Origin of the sequence: Citrobacter sp. KTE30 (assembly GCF_000398825.1) — a bacterium.
Taxonomy (GTDB): Bacteria; Pseudomonadota; Gammaproteobacteria; order Enterobacterales; family Enterobacteriaceae; genus Citrobacter; species Citrobacter freundii.
In genome coordinates this window covers 3,214,030-3,230,207 of sequence record NZ_KB976055.1, presented here as the reverse complement: position 1 = coordinate 3,230,207, position 16,178 = coordinate 3,214,030, and the positions used below count along the sequence as shown (strand labels likewise).

13 protein-coding genes are annotated in these 16,178 nt (G+C 53.7%); 8 read left to right on the top strand and 5 right to left on the bottom strand.

The features are described from left to right. Window positions 1-10 precede the first annotated feature (10 nt). The 6 genes from dapA to ypfH all read left to right on the top strand — a co-directional run bounded on the left by dapA (window position 11) and on the right by ypfH (window position 6,563). A complete protein-coding gene (gene dapA / locus WC1_RS07635) occupies window positions 11-889 on the top strand; it encodes a 4-hydroxy-tetrahydrodipicolinate synthase (protein ID WP_003037957.1) in 879 nt (292 codons plus the stop codon). 16 nt (window positions 890-905) lie between these two features. Then, entirely contained in the window at window positions 906-1,940 is a 1,035-nt protein-coding gene (gene bamC / locus WC1_RS07640) for an outer membrane protein assembly factor BamC (protein ID WP_003037961.1), read from the top strand. Between the two features lie 111 nt (window positions 1,941-2,051). Then, window positions 2,052-2,765 (top strand): phosphoribosylaminoimidazolesuccinocarboxamide synthase, encoded by a 714-nt coding sequence (gene purC, locus WC1_RS07645; protein WP_003037964.1) that lies wholly within the window; start codon window positions 2,052-2,054, stop codon window positions 2,763-2,765. Between the two features lie 128 nt (window positions 2,766-2,893). Then, the gene (locus WC1_RS07650) at window positions 2,894-3,760 is read left to right on the top strand and encodes a KPN_02809 family neutral zinc metallopeptidase (protein ID WP_003037967.1); all 867 of its coding nucleotides are present in this window, start codon (window positions 2,894-2,896) and stop codon (window positions 3,758-3,760) included. 15 nt (window positions 3,761-3,775) lie between these two features. Continuing rightward, on the top strand, window positions 3,776-5,791 hold the full coding sequence (locus WC1_RS07655; protein WP_016150746.1) for a tRNA(Met) cytidine acetyltransferase TmcA: 2,016 nt from the start codon (window positions 3,776-3,778) through the stop codon (window positions 5,789-5,791). A 73-nt stretch (window positions 5,792-5,864) separates the two neighbouring features. Beyond that, the gene (gene ypfH, locus WC1_RS07660; protein WP_003037972.1) at window positions 5,865-6,563 is read left to right on the top strand and encodes an esterase; all 699 of its coding nucleotides are present in this window, start codon (window positions 5,865-5,867) and stop codon (window positions 6,561-6,563) included. A gap of 103 nt (window positions 6,564-6,666) precedes the next feature. Here the strand turns inward: ypfH and WC1_RS07665 are convergent, their stop codons facing one another. Genes WC1_RS07665 through WC1_RS07675 form a run of 3 tightly spaced genes read right to left on the bottom strand, consistent with a single transcriptional unit; the run spans window position 6,667 to window position 8,382 of the window. Further along, window positions 6,667-6,867: a membrane protein gene (locus tag WC1_RS07665; protein WP_003037974.1), complete on the bottom strand. Its 201-nt coding sequence runs from the start codon at window positions 6,865-6,867 to the stop codon at window positions 6,667-6,669. Window positions 6,868-6,894: 27 nt separating this feature from the next. Beyond that, entirely contained in the window at window positions 6,895-8,022 is a 1,128-nt protein-coding gene (gene dapE / locus WC1_RS07670) for a succinyl-diaminopimelate desuccinylase (RefSeq protein WP_003037976.1), read from the bottom strand. A 3-nt stretch (window positions 8,023-8,025) separates the two neighbouring features. After that, window positions 8,026-8,382 (bottom strand): ArsC family reductase, encoded by a 357-nt coding sequence (locus WC1_RS07675; protein ID WP_003835078.1) that lies wholly within the window; start codon window positions 8,380-8,382, stop codon window positions 8,026-8,028. 388 nt (window positions 8,383-8,770) lie between these two features. On the opposite strand from WC1_RS07675, the gene ypfM reads away from it, so the two are divergent. Further along, window positions 8,771-8,830 (top strand): protein YpfM, encoded by a 60-nt coding sequence (gene ypfM, locus WC1_RS24760; protein ID WP_001386977.1) that lies wholly within the window; start codon window positions 8,771-8,773, stop codon window positions 8,828-8,830. 75 nt (window positions 8,831-8,905) lie between these two features. Here ypfM and acrD read toward each other — a convergent pair whose 3' ends face one another. Both acrD and narQ read right to left on the bottom strand, forming a co-directional pair. Further along, window positions 8,906-12,019, bottom strand: coding sequence for a multidrug efflux RND transporter permease AcrD (gene acrD / locus WC1_RS07680; protein WP_016150745.1), 3,114 nt, complete (start codon window positions 12,017-12,019; stop codon window positions 8,906-8,908). A gap of 184 nt (window positions 12,020-12,203) precedes the next feature. Beyond that, window positions 12,204-13,901 carry a nitrate/nitrite two-component system sensor histidine kinase NarQ gene (gene narQ / locus WC1_RS07685; protein WP_016150744.1) on the bottom strand — a complete coding sequence of 566 codons (1,698 nt, stop codon included), beginning with the start codon at window positions 13,899-13,901 and terminating at the stop codon, window positions 12,204-12,206. 260 nt (window positions 13,902-14,161) lie between these two features. Here narQ and aegA point away from each other — a divergent pair, with 260 nt between their 5' ends. After that, complete coding sequence (gene aegA, locus WC1_RS07690) at window positions 14,162-16,141, top strand: formate-dependent uric acid utilization protein AegA (protein ID WP_016150743.1); 1,980 nt, start codon at window positions 14,162-14,164, stop codon at window positions 16,139-16,141. The last annotated feature ends 37 nt before the right edge of the window (window positions 16,142-16,178 follow it).

Genomic DNA, 16,178 nt, shown 5'->3' with positions numbered 1-16,178 from the left:
AGGATGGCCCATGTTCACGGGAAGTATTGTCGCGCTTGTTACGCCGATGGATGAGAAAGGTAAAGTCTGCCGGTCGAGCCTGAAAAAACTGATTGATTATCATGTCGCCAGCGGCACCTCGGCGATCGTTTCTGTTGGCACCACCGGTGAGTCCGCCACCCTGAGTCATGATGAACATGGCGATGTGGTGATGATGACGCTGGAGCTGGCTGACGGGCGTATTCCGGTTATTGCCGGAACCGGCGCCAATGCGACCGCGGAAGCCATTAGTCTGACGCAGCGTTTCAACGACAGCGGTGTTGTTGGCTGCCTGACGGTGACGCCTTACTACAACCGCCCAACCCAGGAAGGTTTGTTCCAGCATTTCAAAGCCATCGCTGAGCATACTGACCTGCCGCAAATTCTGTATAATGTGCCGTCCCGTACTGGCTGCGATATGCTGCCGGAAACCGTTGGTCGTCTGGCGAAAGTTAAAAATATTATCGCTATTAAAGAGGCCACGGGGAACTTAAGTCGCGTTCACCAGATCAAAGAGCTGGTTTCGGACGACTTTATTCTGCTCAGCGGTGATGACGCGACCGGACTGGATTTTATGCAGCTCGGTGGTCATGGCGTGATTTCCGTAACGTCTAACGTTGCGGCACGTGATATGGCTGAAATGTGCAAACTGGCGGCAGCCGGGCAATTTGCCGAGGCGCGGGTGATTAACCAGCGTCTGATGCCGTTACACAACAAACTATTTGTCGAACCCAATCCTATTCCCGTGAAATGGGCGTGTAAGGAATTGGGACTTGTGGCGACCGATACGCTACGTCTGCCGATGACGCCAATCACGGACAATGCTCGTGAAATCGTCAAAGCGGCACTTAAGCATGCCGGTTTGCTGTAAAGTTTAGGGAGATTTGATGGCTTACTCAGTACAAAAGTCGCGCCTGGCCAAGGTTGCGGGTGTTTCGCTTGTTATGTTGCTCGCGGCCTGTAGCTCTGACTCGCGCTATAAGCGCCAGGTGAGCGGTGATGAATCCTATCTGGAGGCCGCACCGCTTGCTGAGCTTCATGCTCCAGCTGGGATGATTTTGCCGGTTATGTCGGGCGACTATAATATCCCGGTAACCAACGGCAGTGGTGCCGTGGGTAAAGCGCTGGATATTCGTCCACCGGCTCAGCCGTTAGCGTTAGTCACTGGCGCTCGCACGCAAATCGCAGGCGATACCTCAACGTTGCTGGTGGAAAATGGTCGTGGCAACACGCTGTGGCCGCAGGTCGTGAGCGTCATTCAGTCTAAAAACTACACGATCACCAAACGTGATGATGCCAGCCAGACGCTGACCACCGACTGGGTTGACTGGAACCGTCTGGATGAAGACGAGCAGTACCGTGGACGTTATCAAATCTCGGTTAAACCGCAGGGCTATCAGCAAGCGGTAACGGTGAAACTGATTAACCTCGAGCAGGCGGGTAAACCCGTAGCCGATGCGGCATCAATGCAGCGTTACAGCGCTGAGATGATGAACGTTATCTCTGCTGGTCTGGATAAGAACGCCACCGACGCCGCGAATGCCGCGCAGAACCGCTCTGCAGCCACCATGGATGTTCAGAGCGCAGCCGATGACACCGGTTTACCAATGCTGGTGGTACGCGGGCCGTTCAACGTGGTGTGGCAGCGTTTGCCAGCAGCGCTTGAGAAAGTGGGGATGAAGGTAACCGACAGCACCCGTTCTCAGGGTAGCATCGCGGTGACCTACAAACCTCTGTCTGATAGCAGCTGGCAGGAGCTGGGCGCAAGTGACCCAGGTCTGGTATCCGGCGACTATAAACTGCAGGTCGGTGATTTAGACAACCGCAGTAGCTTGCAGTTTATCGATCCGAAGGGGCATACCCTGACGCAAAGCCAGAACGACGCGCTGGTCGCTGTCTTCCAGGCAGCGTTCAGTAAGTAAAAATAAAGGGCTGGATAACTCCAGCCCTTTTTTTCTGATATGATACGCAAACGTGTGCGTCGGCAGAAAAACGCAATATTTATCGTTAATTCACACCCAGGAGTAATAAAGATGCAAAAGCAAGCTGAGTTGTATCGTGGTAAAGCGAAGACCGTATACAGCACGGAAAACCCGGACCTGTTGGTGCTCGAATTCCGCAATGATACGTCAGCAGGGGATGGCGCGCGCATTGAACAGTTTGACCGTAAAGGCATGGTGAACAACAAATTCAACCATTTCATTATGACTAAACTGCAAGAAGCGGGTATTCCTACCCAGATGGAGCGACTGCTTTCTGATACCGAATGTCTGGTGAAAAAGCTGGATATGGTACCGGTTGAATGTGTGGTACGTAACCGCGCGGCAGGCTCTCTGGTTAAGCGTTTAGGCGTTGAGGAAGGTATTGAACTGAATCCGCCGCTGTTTGATCTGTTCCTGAAAAACGATGCTATGCACGATCCAATGATTAACGATTCCTATTGCGAAACTTTTGGTTGGGTGAGCAAAGAGAATCTGGCACGTATGAAAGAGCTGACCTACAAAGCTAACGACGTGCTGAAAAAGATGTTTGATGATGCTGGTCTGATTCTGGTCGACTTCAAACTTGAGTTTGGTTTGTATAAAGGTGAAGTCGTCCTGGGTGATGAATTCTCACCGGACGGTAGCCGCCTGTGGGACAAAGAAACGCTGGATAAAATGGACAAAGATCGCTTCCGCCAGAGTCTGGGCGGCCTGATCGAAGCCTATGAAGCCGTCGCGCATCGCCTGGGTGTGAAGTTAGACTAATCTTCCCCTGAGCCGGCGATCGCTCTCCGGCTCATTAACCCCACCTGATTTGATTACTATTTCTTATGGTAATCCTGTTCCGAACCGCCTACGATCATCATCATAATGAATAAAAAGTTGAGGTGATTATGCGCTGGCAAGGGCGTCGTGAAAGTGACAACGTGGAAGACAGACGAAACAGTTCTGGCGGCGGCCCCTCTATGGGTGGGCCTGGTTTTCGTCTGCCCAGTGGTAAAGGCGGTATCATCCTGCTGATTGTGGTGCTGGTGGCGGGTTATTATGGCGTGGATCTCACCGGATTAATGACCGGCCAGCCGGTCTCCCAACAACAATCATCACGCTCCATCAGCCCAAACGATGATGAAGCGGCAAAATTTACCTCGGTGATTCTGGCTACAACAGAAGATACCTGGGGACAGCAGTTTGAAAAAATGGGCCGCACCTACCAACAGCCGAAGCTGGTGATGTACCGGGGTGCGACGCGCACCGGCTGCGGCGCGGGCCAGTCCGTGATGGGGCCGTTTTATTGTCCGGCAGATGGTACGGTATATATCGACCTTTCATTCTATGATGACATGAAAAACAAGCTGGGCGCTGATGGTGATTTTGCGCAGGGCTATGTTATCGCCCATGAAGTGGGTCACCACGTGCAGAAACTGCTGGGTATTGAACCAAAAGTTCGCCAGATGCAACAAAACGCCTCACAAGCTGAGGTGAACCGTCTTTCCGTTCGTATGGAACTGCAGGCGGACTGCTTTGCCGGTGTCTGGGGCCATAGCATGCAGCAGCAGGGCGTGCTGGAGTCTGGTGACCTGGAAGAGGCACTAAACGCCGCACAGGCCATTGGTGACGATCGTCTGCAACAGCAGGGACAAGGACGCGTCGTACCGGACAGCTTTACTCACGGAACCTCTGAACAGCGTTTTACCTGGTTCAAACGCGGTTTTGATAGCGGCGATCCGGGACAATGTAATACCTTTGGTAAAGGTATTTAAGATACAGAGGCAGGGATGTCCGATAACACGGCGCTGAACGCGTTAACCGAACAGATGGCTCGTGAGGGGATCCGTCGTTTGCTGATTATCAGCGGCGAGGAGAACTGGTGTCAGGGGCAGGCGTTAGCGCTACGCGACATATTACCCGGCGACTGGTTGTGGGTAGGGGTGAATGCCCCTGCTGAAGCGAACTGTACGCCACAGGCGCTGCAAACGTTACTGGGGCGTGAGTTTCGTCATGCAGTTTTCGACGCCGGGCAGGGATTTGACGCTGCGGCGTTTGCCGCCTTAAGCGGTACACTGCTTGCCGGCAGTTGGCTGGTTTTGCTGACCCCACCCTGGCATTCCTGGCACACGCATCCGGACGTGGATTCACTACGCTGGAGCGATTGTGCTGAGCCCATTCCCACACCGCACTTTGTTGAGCACGTCAAACGGGTGATTTCCCTCGATAGACAGGCTCTGCACTGGCAGCAGCATCAGCCGGTTTCCTGTCCGCACTTTCCTGCTCGCGCAGCCTGGCTTGCGGCAACTGGCGAACCCCAACCAGAACAGGCGATGATATTAAATCATTTGCTGGCTATGCCTCCCGGTGTGGTTGCGGTGACGGCCGCACGGGGTCGGGGCAAATCCGCTCTGGCAGGGCAACTCATAGCGCGGATTAACGGCACTGCGATTGTGACCGCACCTGCCAAAGCTGCAACGGATGTGCTGGCACAATTTGCCGCAGAGCGTTACCGCTTTATGGCGCCGGATGCACTATTAAGCAGTTCTGAAACCGCAGACTGGCTGATTGTGGATGAAGCCGCCGCGATCCCCGCGCCGCTGCTACACCAACTGGTGGCGCGTTTTCCTCGTACGCTGTTAACCACTACAGTACAAGGCTACGAGGGAACGGGTAGAGGCTTCTTGCTGAAATTTTGCGCCCGCTTCCCTAATCTTCGACGCTATGAGTTGCAACAACCCGTACGCTGGGCGCAGGGATGTCCGCTGGAGCAAATTGTCAGCGATGCGCTGGTGTTTGATGATGAAACGTTCACGCATGCCCCATTGGGGGAGCTTCACTTCTCGGCATTTGAGCAACAGTCCTGGGATGCTAGCCCGGCGCTGCCGTTAGCGGTATACCAGTTGCTTTCCGGAGCGCATTATCGCACCTCGCCATTAGACCTGCGGCGAATGATGGACGCGCCTGGTCAGCATTTTCTTCAGGCATCAACCGCTGACTCAGTGGCGGGTGCTGTCTGGCTGGTCGATGAAGGGGGACTATCCGCAGAATTAAGCCAGGCCGTCTGGGCCGGATATCGTCGACCGAGGGGGAATTTGGTTGCGCAGTCGCTGGCGGCGCACGGTGGTGACCCGTTGGCGGCGACGCTCGTCGGGAGACGAGTCAGTCGAATTGCGGTTCATCCTGCGCGCCAAAGAGAAGGTATTGGGCAACAGCTGATTGTGCTGGCCCACCACTATTCCACATCGTGTGACTATCTCTCGGTCAGTTTTGGGTATACGGCTGAACTATGGCGTTTCTGGCAGCGCTGCGGTTTTGTGCTGGTGCGAATGGGGAATCACCGGGAAGCCAGCAGCGGCTGTTATACCGCCATGGCGTTGCTGCCCATCAGCGAAGCGGGGAAACGCCTTGCCGAGCGGGAGCACCAGCATTTGCGGCGTGACGCGGAAATCCTTGCGCGATGGAACGGTGAGAGCATTCCGCTGGTCCCGCTGAAAGAGACTACGCTTAATGAGGATGACTGGGCTGAGCTGGCTGGGTTTGCCTTCGCGCATCGGCCATTATTGACGTCGCTGGGCTGTCTGAGTCGTCTGCTTGAGCACAGTGAATTACCTCTTCCGGCATTGCGCGGATGTATACAGGCTAAACGCAGCGACGCCGAATTGTGCCAACAGCTGAAGATCTCAGGTCGTAAAGCGCTGCTGGTCGTTCAGCGCGCCGAAGTGGCACAAGCGTTAAATCAGCTGGATGCTGAACGTGAACAGCGGCTACATAATCGCATTATGCAATGGCAATTTTTTCACTAACATCTTCAATTTCCTGGCATGGTCATTGCGGTTAAGCGGCGTAGAATGATTCTCATCAGTTAAGGAGATCGCCATGAAACATGACCATTTTGTTGTTCAAAGTCCCGATAAACCCGCTCAACAGCTACTGCTGCTGTTTCATGGCGTCGGCGATAACCCGGTTGCCATGGGTGAAATTGGCTCCTGGTTTGCGCCGCTGTTTCCGGATGCGTTAATCGTCAGCATTGGCGGGGCAGAGCCTTACGGTACGACTTCCGGACGTCAGTGGTTTTCGGTACAGGGCGTAACGGAAGAGAACCGCCAGGCGCGTATCGACGCGATTATGCCGGTGTTTATCGAAACCGTGCGCTACTGGCAGAAACAAAGCGGTGTTTCACCGCAGGCCACCGCGCTGATTGGTTTTTCTCAGGGTTCGATTATGTCGCTTGAGAGCATCAAAGCCGAGCCGGGGCTGGCGTCGCGGGTCATTGCCTTCAATGGTCGCTATGCCACCTTACCGGAGGTTGCAACTACCGCAACGACGGTGCATTTGATTCACGGTGGTGAAGACCGGGTGATAGAGCTCTCCCATGCCGTTGCCGCGCAGGAGGCATTAATTGCTGCGGGTGGGGATGTGACGCTGGATATCGTCGAAAATCTGGGGCACGCCATTGATGAACGCAGCATGCAGTTTGCGCTCGATCATCTGCGTTTTACCGTACCGAAGCACTATTTTGATGAAGCGCTGAGCGGTGGTAAGCCTCACGATGATGATGTGATTGAGATGATCTGATTGATAACCGTAGGCCGGATAAAACGCGAAGCGTTGCCATCCGGCACTTAACGCCCGGTGGCGCTAACGCTTACCGGGCCTACGTGACTTATCGGCCTGGAAATTATTTCTTCGGTTGATCCTTGTTCGGCCAATCGTCGTCGTCATCCCATTTATCGTTAAAGTCACGATGTGGGGGAAGCTCCGGTTTGTTGGCCAGATATTTCTTTGGATCGACGCGCTTGAGATCTTTGATAACGTTAAGCAGCACGCCTACCAGAAACACCAACACCAGAATCCACCAATATTTTGCTAGCCAGTCCATGTATTTTTCCTCTTGCAGGAACACTCATCAGGCGACGAGTTGCTCCATGATACGTTGATACATACGGGCAAGCAGCTGCAGGTCGGCGGCATTAACACATTCATTTATTTTATGAATAGTGGCGTTGACCGGCCCAAGTTCGACTACCTGTGCCCCCATGCGGGCAATAAAGCGCCCGTCGGACGTCCCGCCTGTAGTCAGTAACTGCGGTTTAATTTCATTATAGTGCTCAATGGCGTTCACTACTGCATCCACCAGTTTACCGCGTTCAGTCAGGAACGGCTGACCGGAAAGCCACCAATCGACGGTATAGCGCAACTGATGTTTCTCCAGCAGCGCGTGAACCCGTGCTTTAATCATCTCATCGGTCAGCTCAGTGCTGAAACGGAAGTTGAACTGGATAAACAGTTCTCCGGGGATAACGTTGTTGCTGCCGGTACCTGCCTGAATATTGGCAATCTGCATGCTGGTCGCCGGGAAAAACTCGTTACCCTGGTCCCACTCAATCGCCACCAGTTCGTTGAGCATTGGCGCCGCGCGGTGTACCGGGTTATCGGCCAGATGCGGATAGGCTACGTGCCCCTGCACGCCATGAATGGTCAGGTTGCAGGTCAGTGAACCACGACGTCCATTCTTGACCACGTCGCCAACGATTTCCGTGCTGGACGGCTCGCCAACCAGACAATAATCCAGTCGCTCATTACGCGCCATCAGTGCTTCAACCACCTTTACGGTGCCGTTTTTGGCGCTGGCTTCTTCGTCGGACGTTATCAAAAATGCCAGACGACCCTGATGGTTTGGATGCTGGGCGACAAAACGCTCTGCGGCCACGACCATCGCTGCCAGTGAGCCTTTCATATCGGCAGCGCCACGCCCGAACAGCATGCCATCGCGAATGGTCGGTTCGAACGGTGGATTGATCCAACGATCGACATCGCCGGCGGGCACTACGTCGGTGTGACCGGCAAATGCCAGGGTCTCACCTTTACCGCGCCATGCCCAAAAATTCTGTGTGTCACCAAAATCCATACGCTCAACGGTAAAACCTACCGCGCGCAGGCGTTCAATCATTAACGCCTGGCACCCGGCATCATCCGGGCTCAGGGAAGGACGGCGAATAAGCTGCTGTGTCAGCTCAATAACCGGGCACGACATAGACTACACCTCATTAAAAAACAGAGTATAACTGGATTCACTGAAACCAAGCAGCATAGGCTTACCCGGCGCGCAGAGCAATGGGCGTTTGATAATTGCTGGCATTTCAATCATCAATGCGGCGGCGGAAGCCGCATCGGTGATTTGACTGCGCGTGGATTCATCGAGTTTACGCCAGGTGGTTCCACGTGTATTGAGCAGCGCTTCCCAACCTAATTCGCTGATAAAGGACTGTAATAGCGTATTGTCAAGACCGTCGACGCGATAATCATGAAAGCGATAGTCAATACCTTGTGCTTCCAACCAGCGTCTGGCTTTTTTAATCGTGTCGCAATTCTTAATGCCGTAGAGGGTGATCATTTGAATCCTTATTGACGTAATTTGAATATTTATTCTTTTATTATGTGGCAATGAATAATACATATTGTCATTCAATCGTTATAGAAAAATATAACATTGTTGAACAACAGTGAATAATGATTCCTGAAAGCTCCAAAAATACCGTATAACTAAAAATCAGAATCTGCCTGTTTGCATCAGCCTGTTTTTCCATCAGAATTGCAAAAGTAGTAGATGATGTATGAATATTTCAAAATATTGCAGTAAGTCACATAAAATTTATGGGTATGGCGCATAGTGATCACATAAACCCCAAACAAGGGAGGATGTAATCACAACCATCGGTTAAATGTTCTTCTTTTGATGATGATGATTTTGTAGAATGCTCATAATAATAAGAGAGGTTGTTATGATTGAACGTGAACTGGGGAACTGGAAAGACTTTATCGAAGTGATGCTTCGTAAATAATTTTCTGGAAGAAATTCATATCCTGTAAAGGATAAAAAAAGGCGACTCAACGTAAGTCGCCTTTTTTGTGCCCGATTATTCCGGGCGCGGTTTCAACGGGAAGCGTCTGCGTACCAGCACAAAGAACAGGGGCACGAAGTAAATCGCCAGGATAGTGGCTGAAATCATTCCACCCATTACGCCTGTCCCCACCGCATGTTGACCGCCAGAACCTGCGCCACTGCTGATGGTCATCGGCAGAACCCCAAAGATAAACGCCAGCGAGGTCATCAGAATCGGACGCAAGCGCTGGCGACAGGCGTGGAGCGTGGCATCGAGCAGATCGTGTCCTTTCTCGTTCATCTCATTGGCGAATTCAACAATCAAGATTGCGTTCTTCGCCGATAGCCCGATAACGGTAAGTAACCCGACCTGGAAGTACACGTCGTTTTCCAGACCGCGCATCCAGGTCGCCAGCAGAGCACCAATGACCCCCAGCGGCACAACCAGCATGACGGAGAAGGGAACTGACCAGCTTTCATACAGGGCCGCCAGACACAGGAATACCACCAGCAGAGAAATGGCGTACAGGGCGGGGGCCTGAGAACCCGACAGCCGTTCCTGATAAGACATCGCAGTCCATTCGAGGCCGAATCCGGTCGGCAACTGGCGCACCAGCGATTCCATTATGTCCATCGCTGTACCGGTACTGACGCCGGGCGCGGCTTCTCCGACAATCTCGACCGCGGAGTAGCCGTTGTAGCGTTCCAGACGCGGTGAACCGGTTTCCCAGCGCGACGTGGCAAAGGCCGAGAAAGGCACCATGCCACCGTTGTTATTACGGACGTACCACAAATTGATGTCGTCAGGGAGCATGCGATATTTTGCTGCCGCCTGTACGTAAACCTTCTTCACGCGACCGCGGTCCATAAAGTCATTGACGTAGCTGGAACCCCAGGCCGTTTGCAATGTATCGTTGATGTCGTCGATGGAAACGCCCAGTGCCTGGGCTTTGCGCTGATCGATATCAATTTGCAACTGCGGGCTGTCGTCCAGACCGTTATGACGAACGCGGGTCAGGGAAGAATCCTTCCCGGCCAGCTCAATCAGCTTGTCGCGCGCGGCCATTAACGCGTCATGCCCCGCACCAGCGTGATCCTGCAGCTCCATATCGAAACCGGCAGAGCTTCCGAGGCCACTGATAGCCGGAGGGCTACTGGCGAAGACGCGGGCTTCTTTAATCTTATTAAAAGCTTTGGTCGCACGTTCAATGATGGCGAAAGAGGTTCCGGTGGTGGTGTCGCGCTCATCCCAGTCTTTTAAACGGACAAACATACGCGCCACGTTTTGACCGTTCCCGCCAGGGCCTGAACCGACCGTAGAAAAGACCGACATAATGTTGTCTTTCTCATGGGTGAAGTAATACTTCTCTACTTCCTCAACCACTTTCAATGTTTGCTGCTGTGTGGAGCCGCTGGGCAGCTGTACCGAGGTGGTAAACATGCCGCGGTCTTCCAGCGGCAGGAAGGAGGTTGGCAGGCGCAGGAACAGGAAAACCATTCCGCCGAGCAGCAGGCCGTAGATCAGTATCCAGCGCAGGCTGCGGTGCAAAATTTTGGCGACGCCTTTTTCGTAGCGCTCGGCGTTGCGATTAAACATTCGGTTAAACCAGCCGAAGAAACCGGTTTGTCCGTGATGCTCGCCCTTATGCAGCGGTTTGAGCAGGGTGGCGCACAGAGCAGGAGTGAGGATCATCGCCACCAGAACAGACAGCACCATTGCGGAGACGATAGTAATCGAGAACTGGCGGTAAATAGCTCCGGTAGTGCCGCCGAAGAAGGCCATCGGGATAAACACCGCCGACAGCACCATGGCAATACCAACCAGCGCGCCCTGGATTTGCCCCATCGATTTCCGCGTCGCTTCCCGCGGTGTGAGCCCTTCCTCACTCATAATACGCTCGACGTTTTCCACTACCACAATGGCGTCATCGACCAGCAGGCCGATCGCCAGCACCATCGCAAACATCGTCAAGGTGTTAACGCTATAGCCAAAGGCGTAAAGCACGGAGAAGGTACCCATCAGGACGACGGGAACGGCGATGGTGGGAATCAGCGTGGCGCGGAAGTTTTGCAGGAACAGGTACATCACGAGGAATACCAGCGCGATCGCTTCCAGCAGGGTTTTTACCACGTCGATGATTGAGGCTTTGACAAAGGAGGTGGTTTCATATGCCACCTTATATTCCAGCCCATGTGGAAAATACTGTGACAGTTCGTCAAGGCGGTTGAGCACCAGCTCTGCCGTTGCCATTTCATTGGCGCCGGAGGCCAGTTTCACGCCCAGACCGGAAGCCGGGTTGCCGTTAAACCGGCTGAGGTAGTCGTACTTCTCGGCCCCCATTTCGACCGTTGCCACATCGCCCAGTTTAACTTCTGAGCCATCCTGGTTGACACGTAGAGTAATGGCGCGGAATTCATCCGGAGTCTGCAGTAGCGACTGGGCGTTGATCGTCGCGTTCAGCGCCTGCTTGTCCACCGAAGGCGTACCGCCAAGTTGTCCGACCGCAATCTGCGCATTCTGTGACTCGATAGCGTCGGTCACATCTTTAGCGGTCATCTGGAAACTGTTCAGTTTGGCCGGGTCAAGCCAGATACGCATGGAGTACTGTGAGCCGTAAGCGTCAATATCCCCCACGCCGTTAATACGGCTGAGCGGATCCTGAATGTTACTGGCGACATAGTCGGCGATGTCCTGCTTATCCATTGAGCCATCGGTGGAGACAAAGGCGATTGTCAGAATATTGGTGTCCCCGGTCTTACGCACCGTGACCCCCTGATCCTGTACCGCCTGCGGCAGTTTACGCATTGCCGATTGCAGCTGGTTTTGCACCTGCTGGACGGCCTCATCAGGATCGGTTCCGGCGACAAAGCTCAGCGTAACTGACGCCTGGCCTGTCCCGCTGCTCTGCGACGACATGTACATCAGGTTATCGAGACCAGTCATGTTCTGCTCGATCACCTGGGTGACGGTGTTTTCCAGAGTCTGAGCCGAGGCGCCAGGATAGTTGGCGGTGACCCGTACGTTTGGCGGCGCCAGATCGGGATATTGCTCAACGGGCAGTGAAAAAATAGCCAGGGCTCCTGTCAGGCACAACAGGATAGCTAACACCCAGGCAAAAATGGGGCGATCGATGAAAAAATTCGCCATTAAAAGAGGACCTCGTGTTTCTGCGTATCGTTATGGGTATGGCTTGCTTCACTTTAGCGGCAAGGTACGGGTCAAACGTGGAGAAAAAAAGAAGATAATGTAAATTATCATGCCCGTTTACAGCATACCTTTCGTGCCAACGCCCTCAGGCCTGGATCCAGATCCGACGGCGCTTTGCGGTTCTTTACGTTAGATCACTGTCTGATTCAGCCGAACGGAAACTGATGCTTACCAATGTTCCTCCTCCGGAAGGTTGAGAGAAGGTCAACGTGCCGCTTAGTCTTTCCGCCCGCTCACGCATAATATTTAGTCCATAGTGCCCTGTAGGCTCATGCGGCTCGCCAATGCCGATGCCGTTATCGCGGATATAAACCGTGTGGTTGCCGTCCGGAGCCGTTACGCAACTGACGGCAATTTCGCTCGCACTGGCATGCTTAATGGCGTTCAGCACCGCTTCGCGGATGATCTGCAACAGGTGCACTTGCATTTGCGCATCCAACGCCAGCGTGGGTAACCGACAGTCGAGTGTGAGTTTAGCTGAGGTTTGATTTTGCAGAGTTTCCAGCATTTCATGCAGGGCGGAGGGTAAGTCTGCCTGTTGTAAGGTCAGACGGAAGGTGGTGAGCAGTTCGCGTAGCTGGCGGTAGGCATCGTTCAGCGCCTGGGAGAAATCCGCCATGATGCTTTGCGCTGGGGCGTTATCTTCCGGAATTGACCGCTTCAGCAGCGTCAACTGAATGCGTAAATAAGAGAGCACCTGTGCCAGTGAGTCGTGCAGTTCGCGTGCAATCGTCGCTCGCTCCTCCATTAACAACAGTTGCTGAAAATGTTTTTGTGCCTGGTTGAAGTACAACCCGCGTCCCAGCATTGAGGAAACGCTGTTAAGCAGTGGAATAGAAGCATTGACGTTTGGACTTTGCCAGTGCAGTTCGCCGTAGACGGTTTCCTGCATAGTGACCGGCAGGATCTGCATCGGCAGCTCCAGGCTTTTAGTCCCTTCGCTAATCCGCCAGTTATCACCGACGGTGAGCTCAAGGAAATACGCGGCGTCATGTTCGCGGACGATCTGTAAAATATGGCGGAAGCAGTGCACGTCAATCTGGCTGGTATTTAACGCCTGGGAGCACTGATACAACACCTCCAGACGGCGATTGGCTTCATGGAGATCGTGAGTTTTCTCGGCAACAGACGCTTCCAGCGAGCGATACAGCTTGTGTAATTCACTCGACATCTGGCTAAACGTTTTGCCCAGCAACCCCAGCTCATTGGGCAAACCGGTATCCAGCGGTGGGATATTAAACTGACCGTGTTCAATTTGCTGACTGGCCATCACCAGTTTATTCAGCGGACGCACCACCTGCTGGCGAATGCGCCGCAGGGTAAAGAAGACGAGGGTGAATATGCCGATCCCGCCCGCCAGCGAGATACCAAATACCAGCATGACTTTACGCTCGGCATAATGTTGCAACGCCAGCACGAAGAGATCGATTTGATCGACGTAGTTGTTGATATTGGCCTGGTACCATTTTAAATCGCCGTCGATCAGGCGGGCATTCATTTCCAGCCAGTTAGCATGCAGACGTCCATAGCGGCTTTTTACCGCTTGTGGCACATACCACGCATTCAGATTCTGTAATGCCGGTGCGTTTAGCGCCTGCTGGAAAAGCTGGCGGTGGGCGTTAAGCTGCGAGCTCTGGCTTTGCAGATCGTAACCCAGACGGTAGCTTTGCATGCGCAATGAGCCAGCAACGTTGATGGCTTCGGCATCTCGCAAGCTGCTGGTCAGCGTGAGCAGCGCAATACCTGTTGAGAGAATTGACAGCAGCACTATGTAGAAAAAAGCTTTAGCCAGACTGGCCGAGACCGGACGCTTTACCGTCACTTGTGCATCCTCACACAATACACGTCGCGCCTGAAAACAGCGTGAACGATGCGGTGTATTTGATAAAGGTTAATAAAACGCCATGAAACTGGATGGTAACTGAAACACAATTTCATATGCGATGAAATAAATTGATCTGCCACAGGTTCTGCATAAATAGTTGTGCTTCCTGGGCAAATGAACATTGCCGCTTCCTTCCGTGTCGGTTAATAACACTCTTATAAAGAATAAGGTTTTTGCAACCAAAAAAGAAGGAAGCCATGAATCGTTTTATTATGGTCAATAGCCAGCAGTGCCTGGGATGCCATGCCTGTGAGGTCGCCTGCGTCATGGCTCACAATGGCGAACAGCATGTCCTGAGCCAACGGCATTTTCAGCCCCGAATTACCGTCATTAAACATCAGCAGCAGCGCAGCGCGGTGACCTGTCACCACTGCGAAGATGCACCCTGCGCCAGAAGTTGCCCAAATGGGGCAATTAACCATGATAACGACAGCGTTCAGGTGAACCCGCAAAAGTGCATTGGCTGTAAATCGTGCGTCGTTGCCTGTCCTTTCGGCACGATGCAGATCGTACTCACTCCTGTCGCCAAAGGGAAGGTGAAAGCCACCGCGCACAAATGCGATCTGTGCCAGGGGCGTGAACAGGGGCCCGCCTGCGTAGAGAACTGCCCGGCGCAGGCGTTACAGTTGGTGACGGAAAACTCGCTTACCGGTCTGTCAAAAGCGCGCAGGCTGCGTACCGCAAGTCTGGAAAGCCAGCCATGGCACGCCAGCACTACCGATTTTGTTCCACATGTCATCACCAAACGTGAGCAAATGCAGGCGACGCCTGCGCGTGGTGAACCGGATAAACTGGCGATTGAGGCCCGGAAAACCAGCTTTGAAGAGATCTATCTGCCGTTTCGTACGGCGCAGGCGGAGCGGGAAGCCTCTCGCTGCCTGAAATGCGGCGACCACAGTATTTGTGAATGGACCTGTCCGTTGCATAACCACATTCCGCAGTGGATTGAGCTGGTCAAAGCCGGAAATATCGATGCCGCGGTTGAGCTTTCACATCAAACCAACTGCTTACCGGAGGTGACCGGGCGTGTATGCCCGCAGGATCGACTCTGCGAAGGGGCATGCACGGTGCGTAATGAGCATGGCGCAGTCACCATCGGTAATATTGAGCGTTACATCTCCGATCGGGCGCTGAGTAAAGGGTGGCGACCGGACTTAAGCCATGTGCAGAAAGTGGACAAGCGTGTTGCCATTATCGGCGCGGGTCCGGCGGGTCTGGCCTGCGCGGATGTGCTGGCGCGTAGCGGTATCAGTGCCACCGTTTACGATCGCCATCCTGAAATTGGCGGTTTGCTGACGTTCGGTATTCCGGCCTTCAAACTGGACAAATCGCTGCTGACGCGTCGCCGTGAAATCTTCAGCGCTATGGGGATTCATTTCGAACTTAACTGTGAAGTGGGTAAAGACGTCGCACTTGAAAAGTTGCTGGAGGATTACGATGCCGTGTTCGTGGGGGTGGGAACCTATCGTTCCATGAAGGCGGACCTGCCAAATGAAGACGCGCCAGGCGTATATGATGCGCTGCCGTTCCTGATTGCCAACACCAAGCAGGTGATGGGGCTGGATGAGTTGCCTGAAGAACCGTTTATCGATACCGCCGGACTGAACGTGGTGGTTCTGGGCGGAGGCGATACGGCCATGGACTGTGTACGTACCGCGCTGCGCCACGGTGCAAGCCAGGTGACCTGCGCCTATCGTCGTGATGAAGCCAACATGCCGGGTTCGAAAAAAGAGGTGAAGAACGCCCGGGAAGAGGGGGCAAACTTCGAGTTTAACGTCCAGCCGGTTGAGCTGGTGTTGCATGCCGATGGGCGAGTCAGCGGCGTGCGTTTCTTACGTACCCAACTTGGCGAACCTGATGCGCAAGGGCGTCGTCGCCCGGTTCCCATCGCCGGGAGTGAGTTTGTGATGCCCGCAGATGCGGTGATCATGGCGTTTGGTTTTCACCCACACGGCATGCCGTGGCTGGAGTCGCATGGCGTTAAGGTCGATAACTGGGGGCGCATTGCCGCCGATGTTGAAAGCGCATACCGTTACCAAACCAGTAACCCGAAAATCTTTGCCGGTGGCGACGCGGTACGCGGTGCGGACCTGGTGGTGACGGCCATGGCGGAGGGGCGGCACGCCGCCCAGGGGATCGTCGACTGGCTGGGCGTAAAATCAGTCAAATCTCACTAATCGGCGTCCAGGCCGGATAAGACGCGTTAGCGTTGTT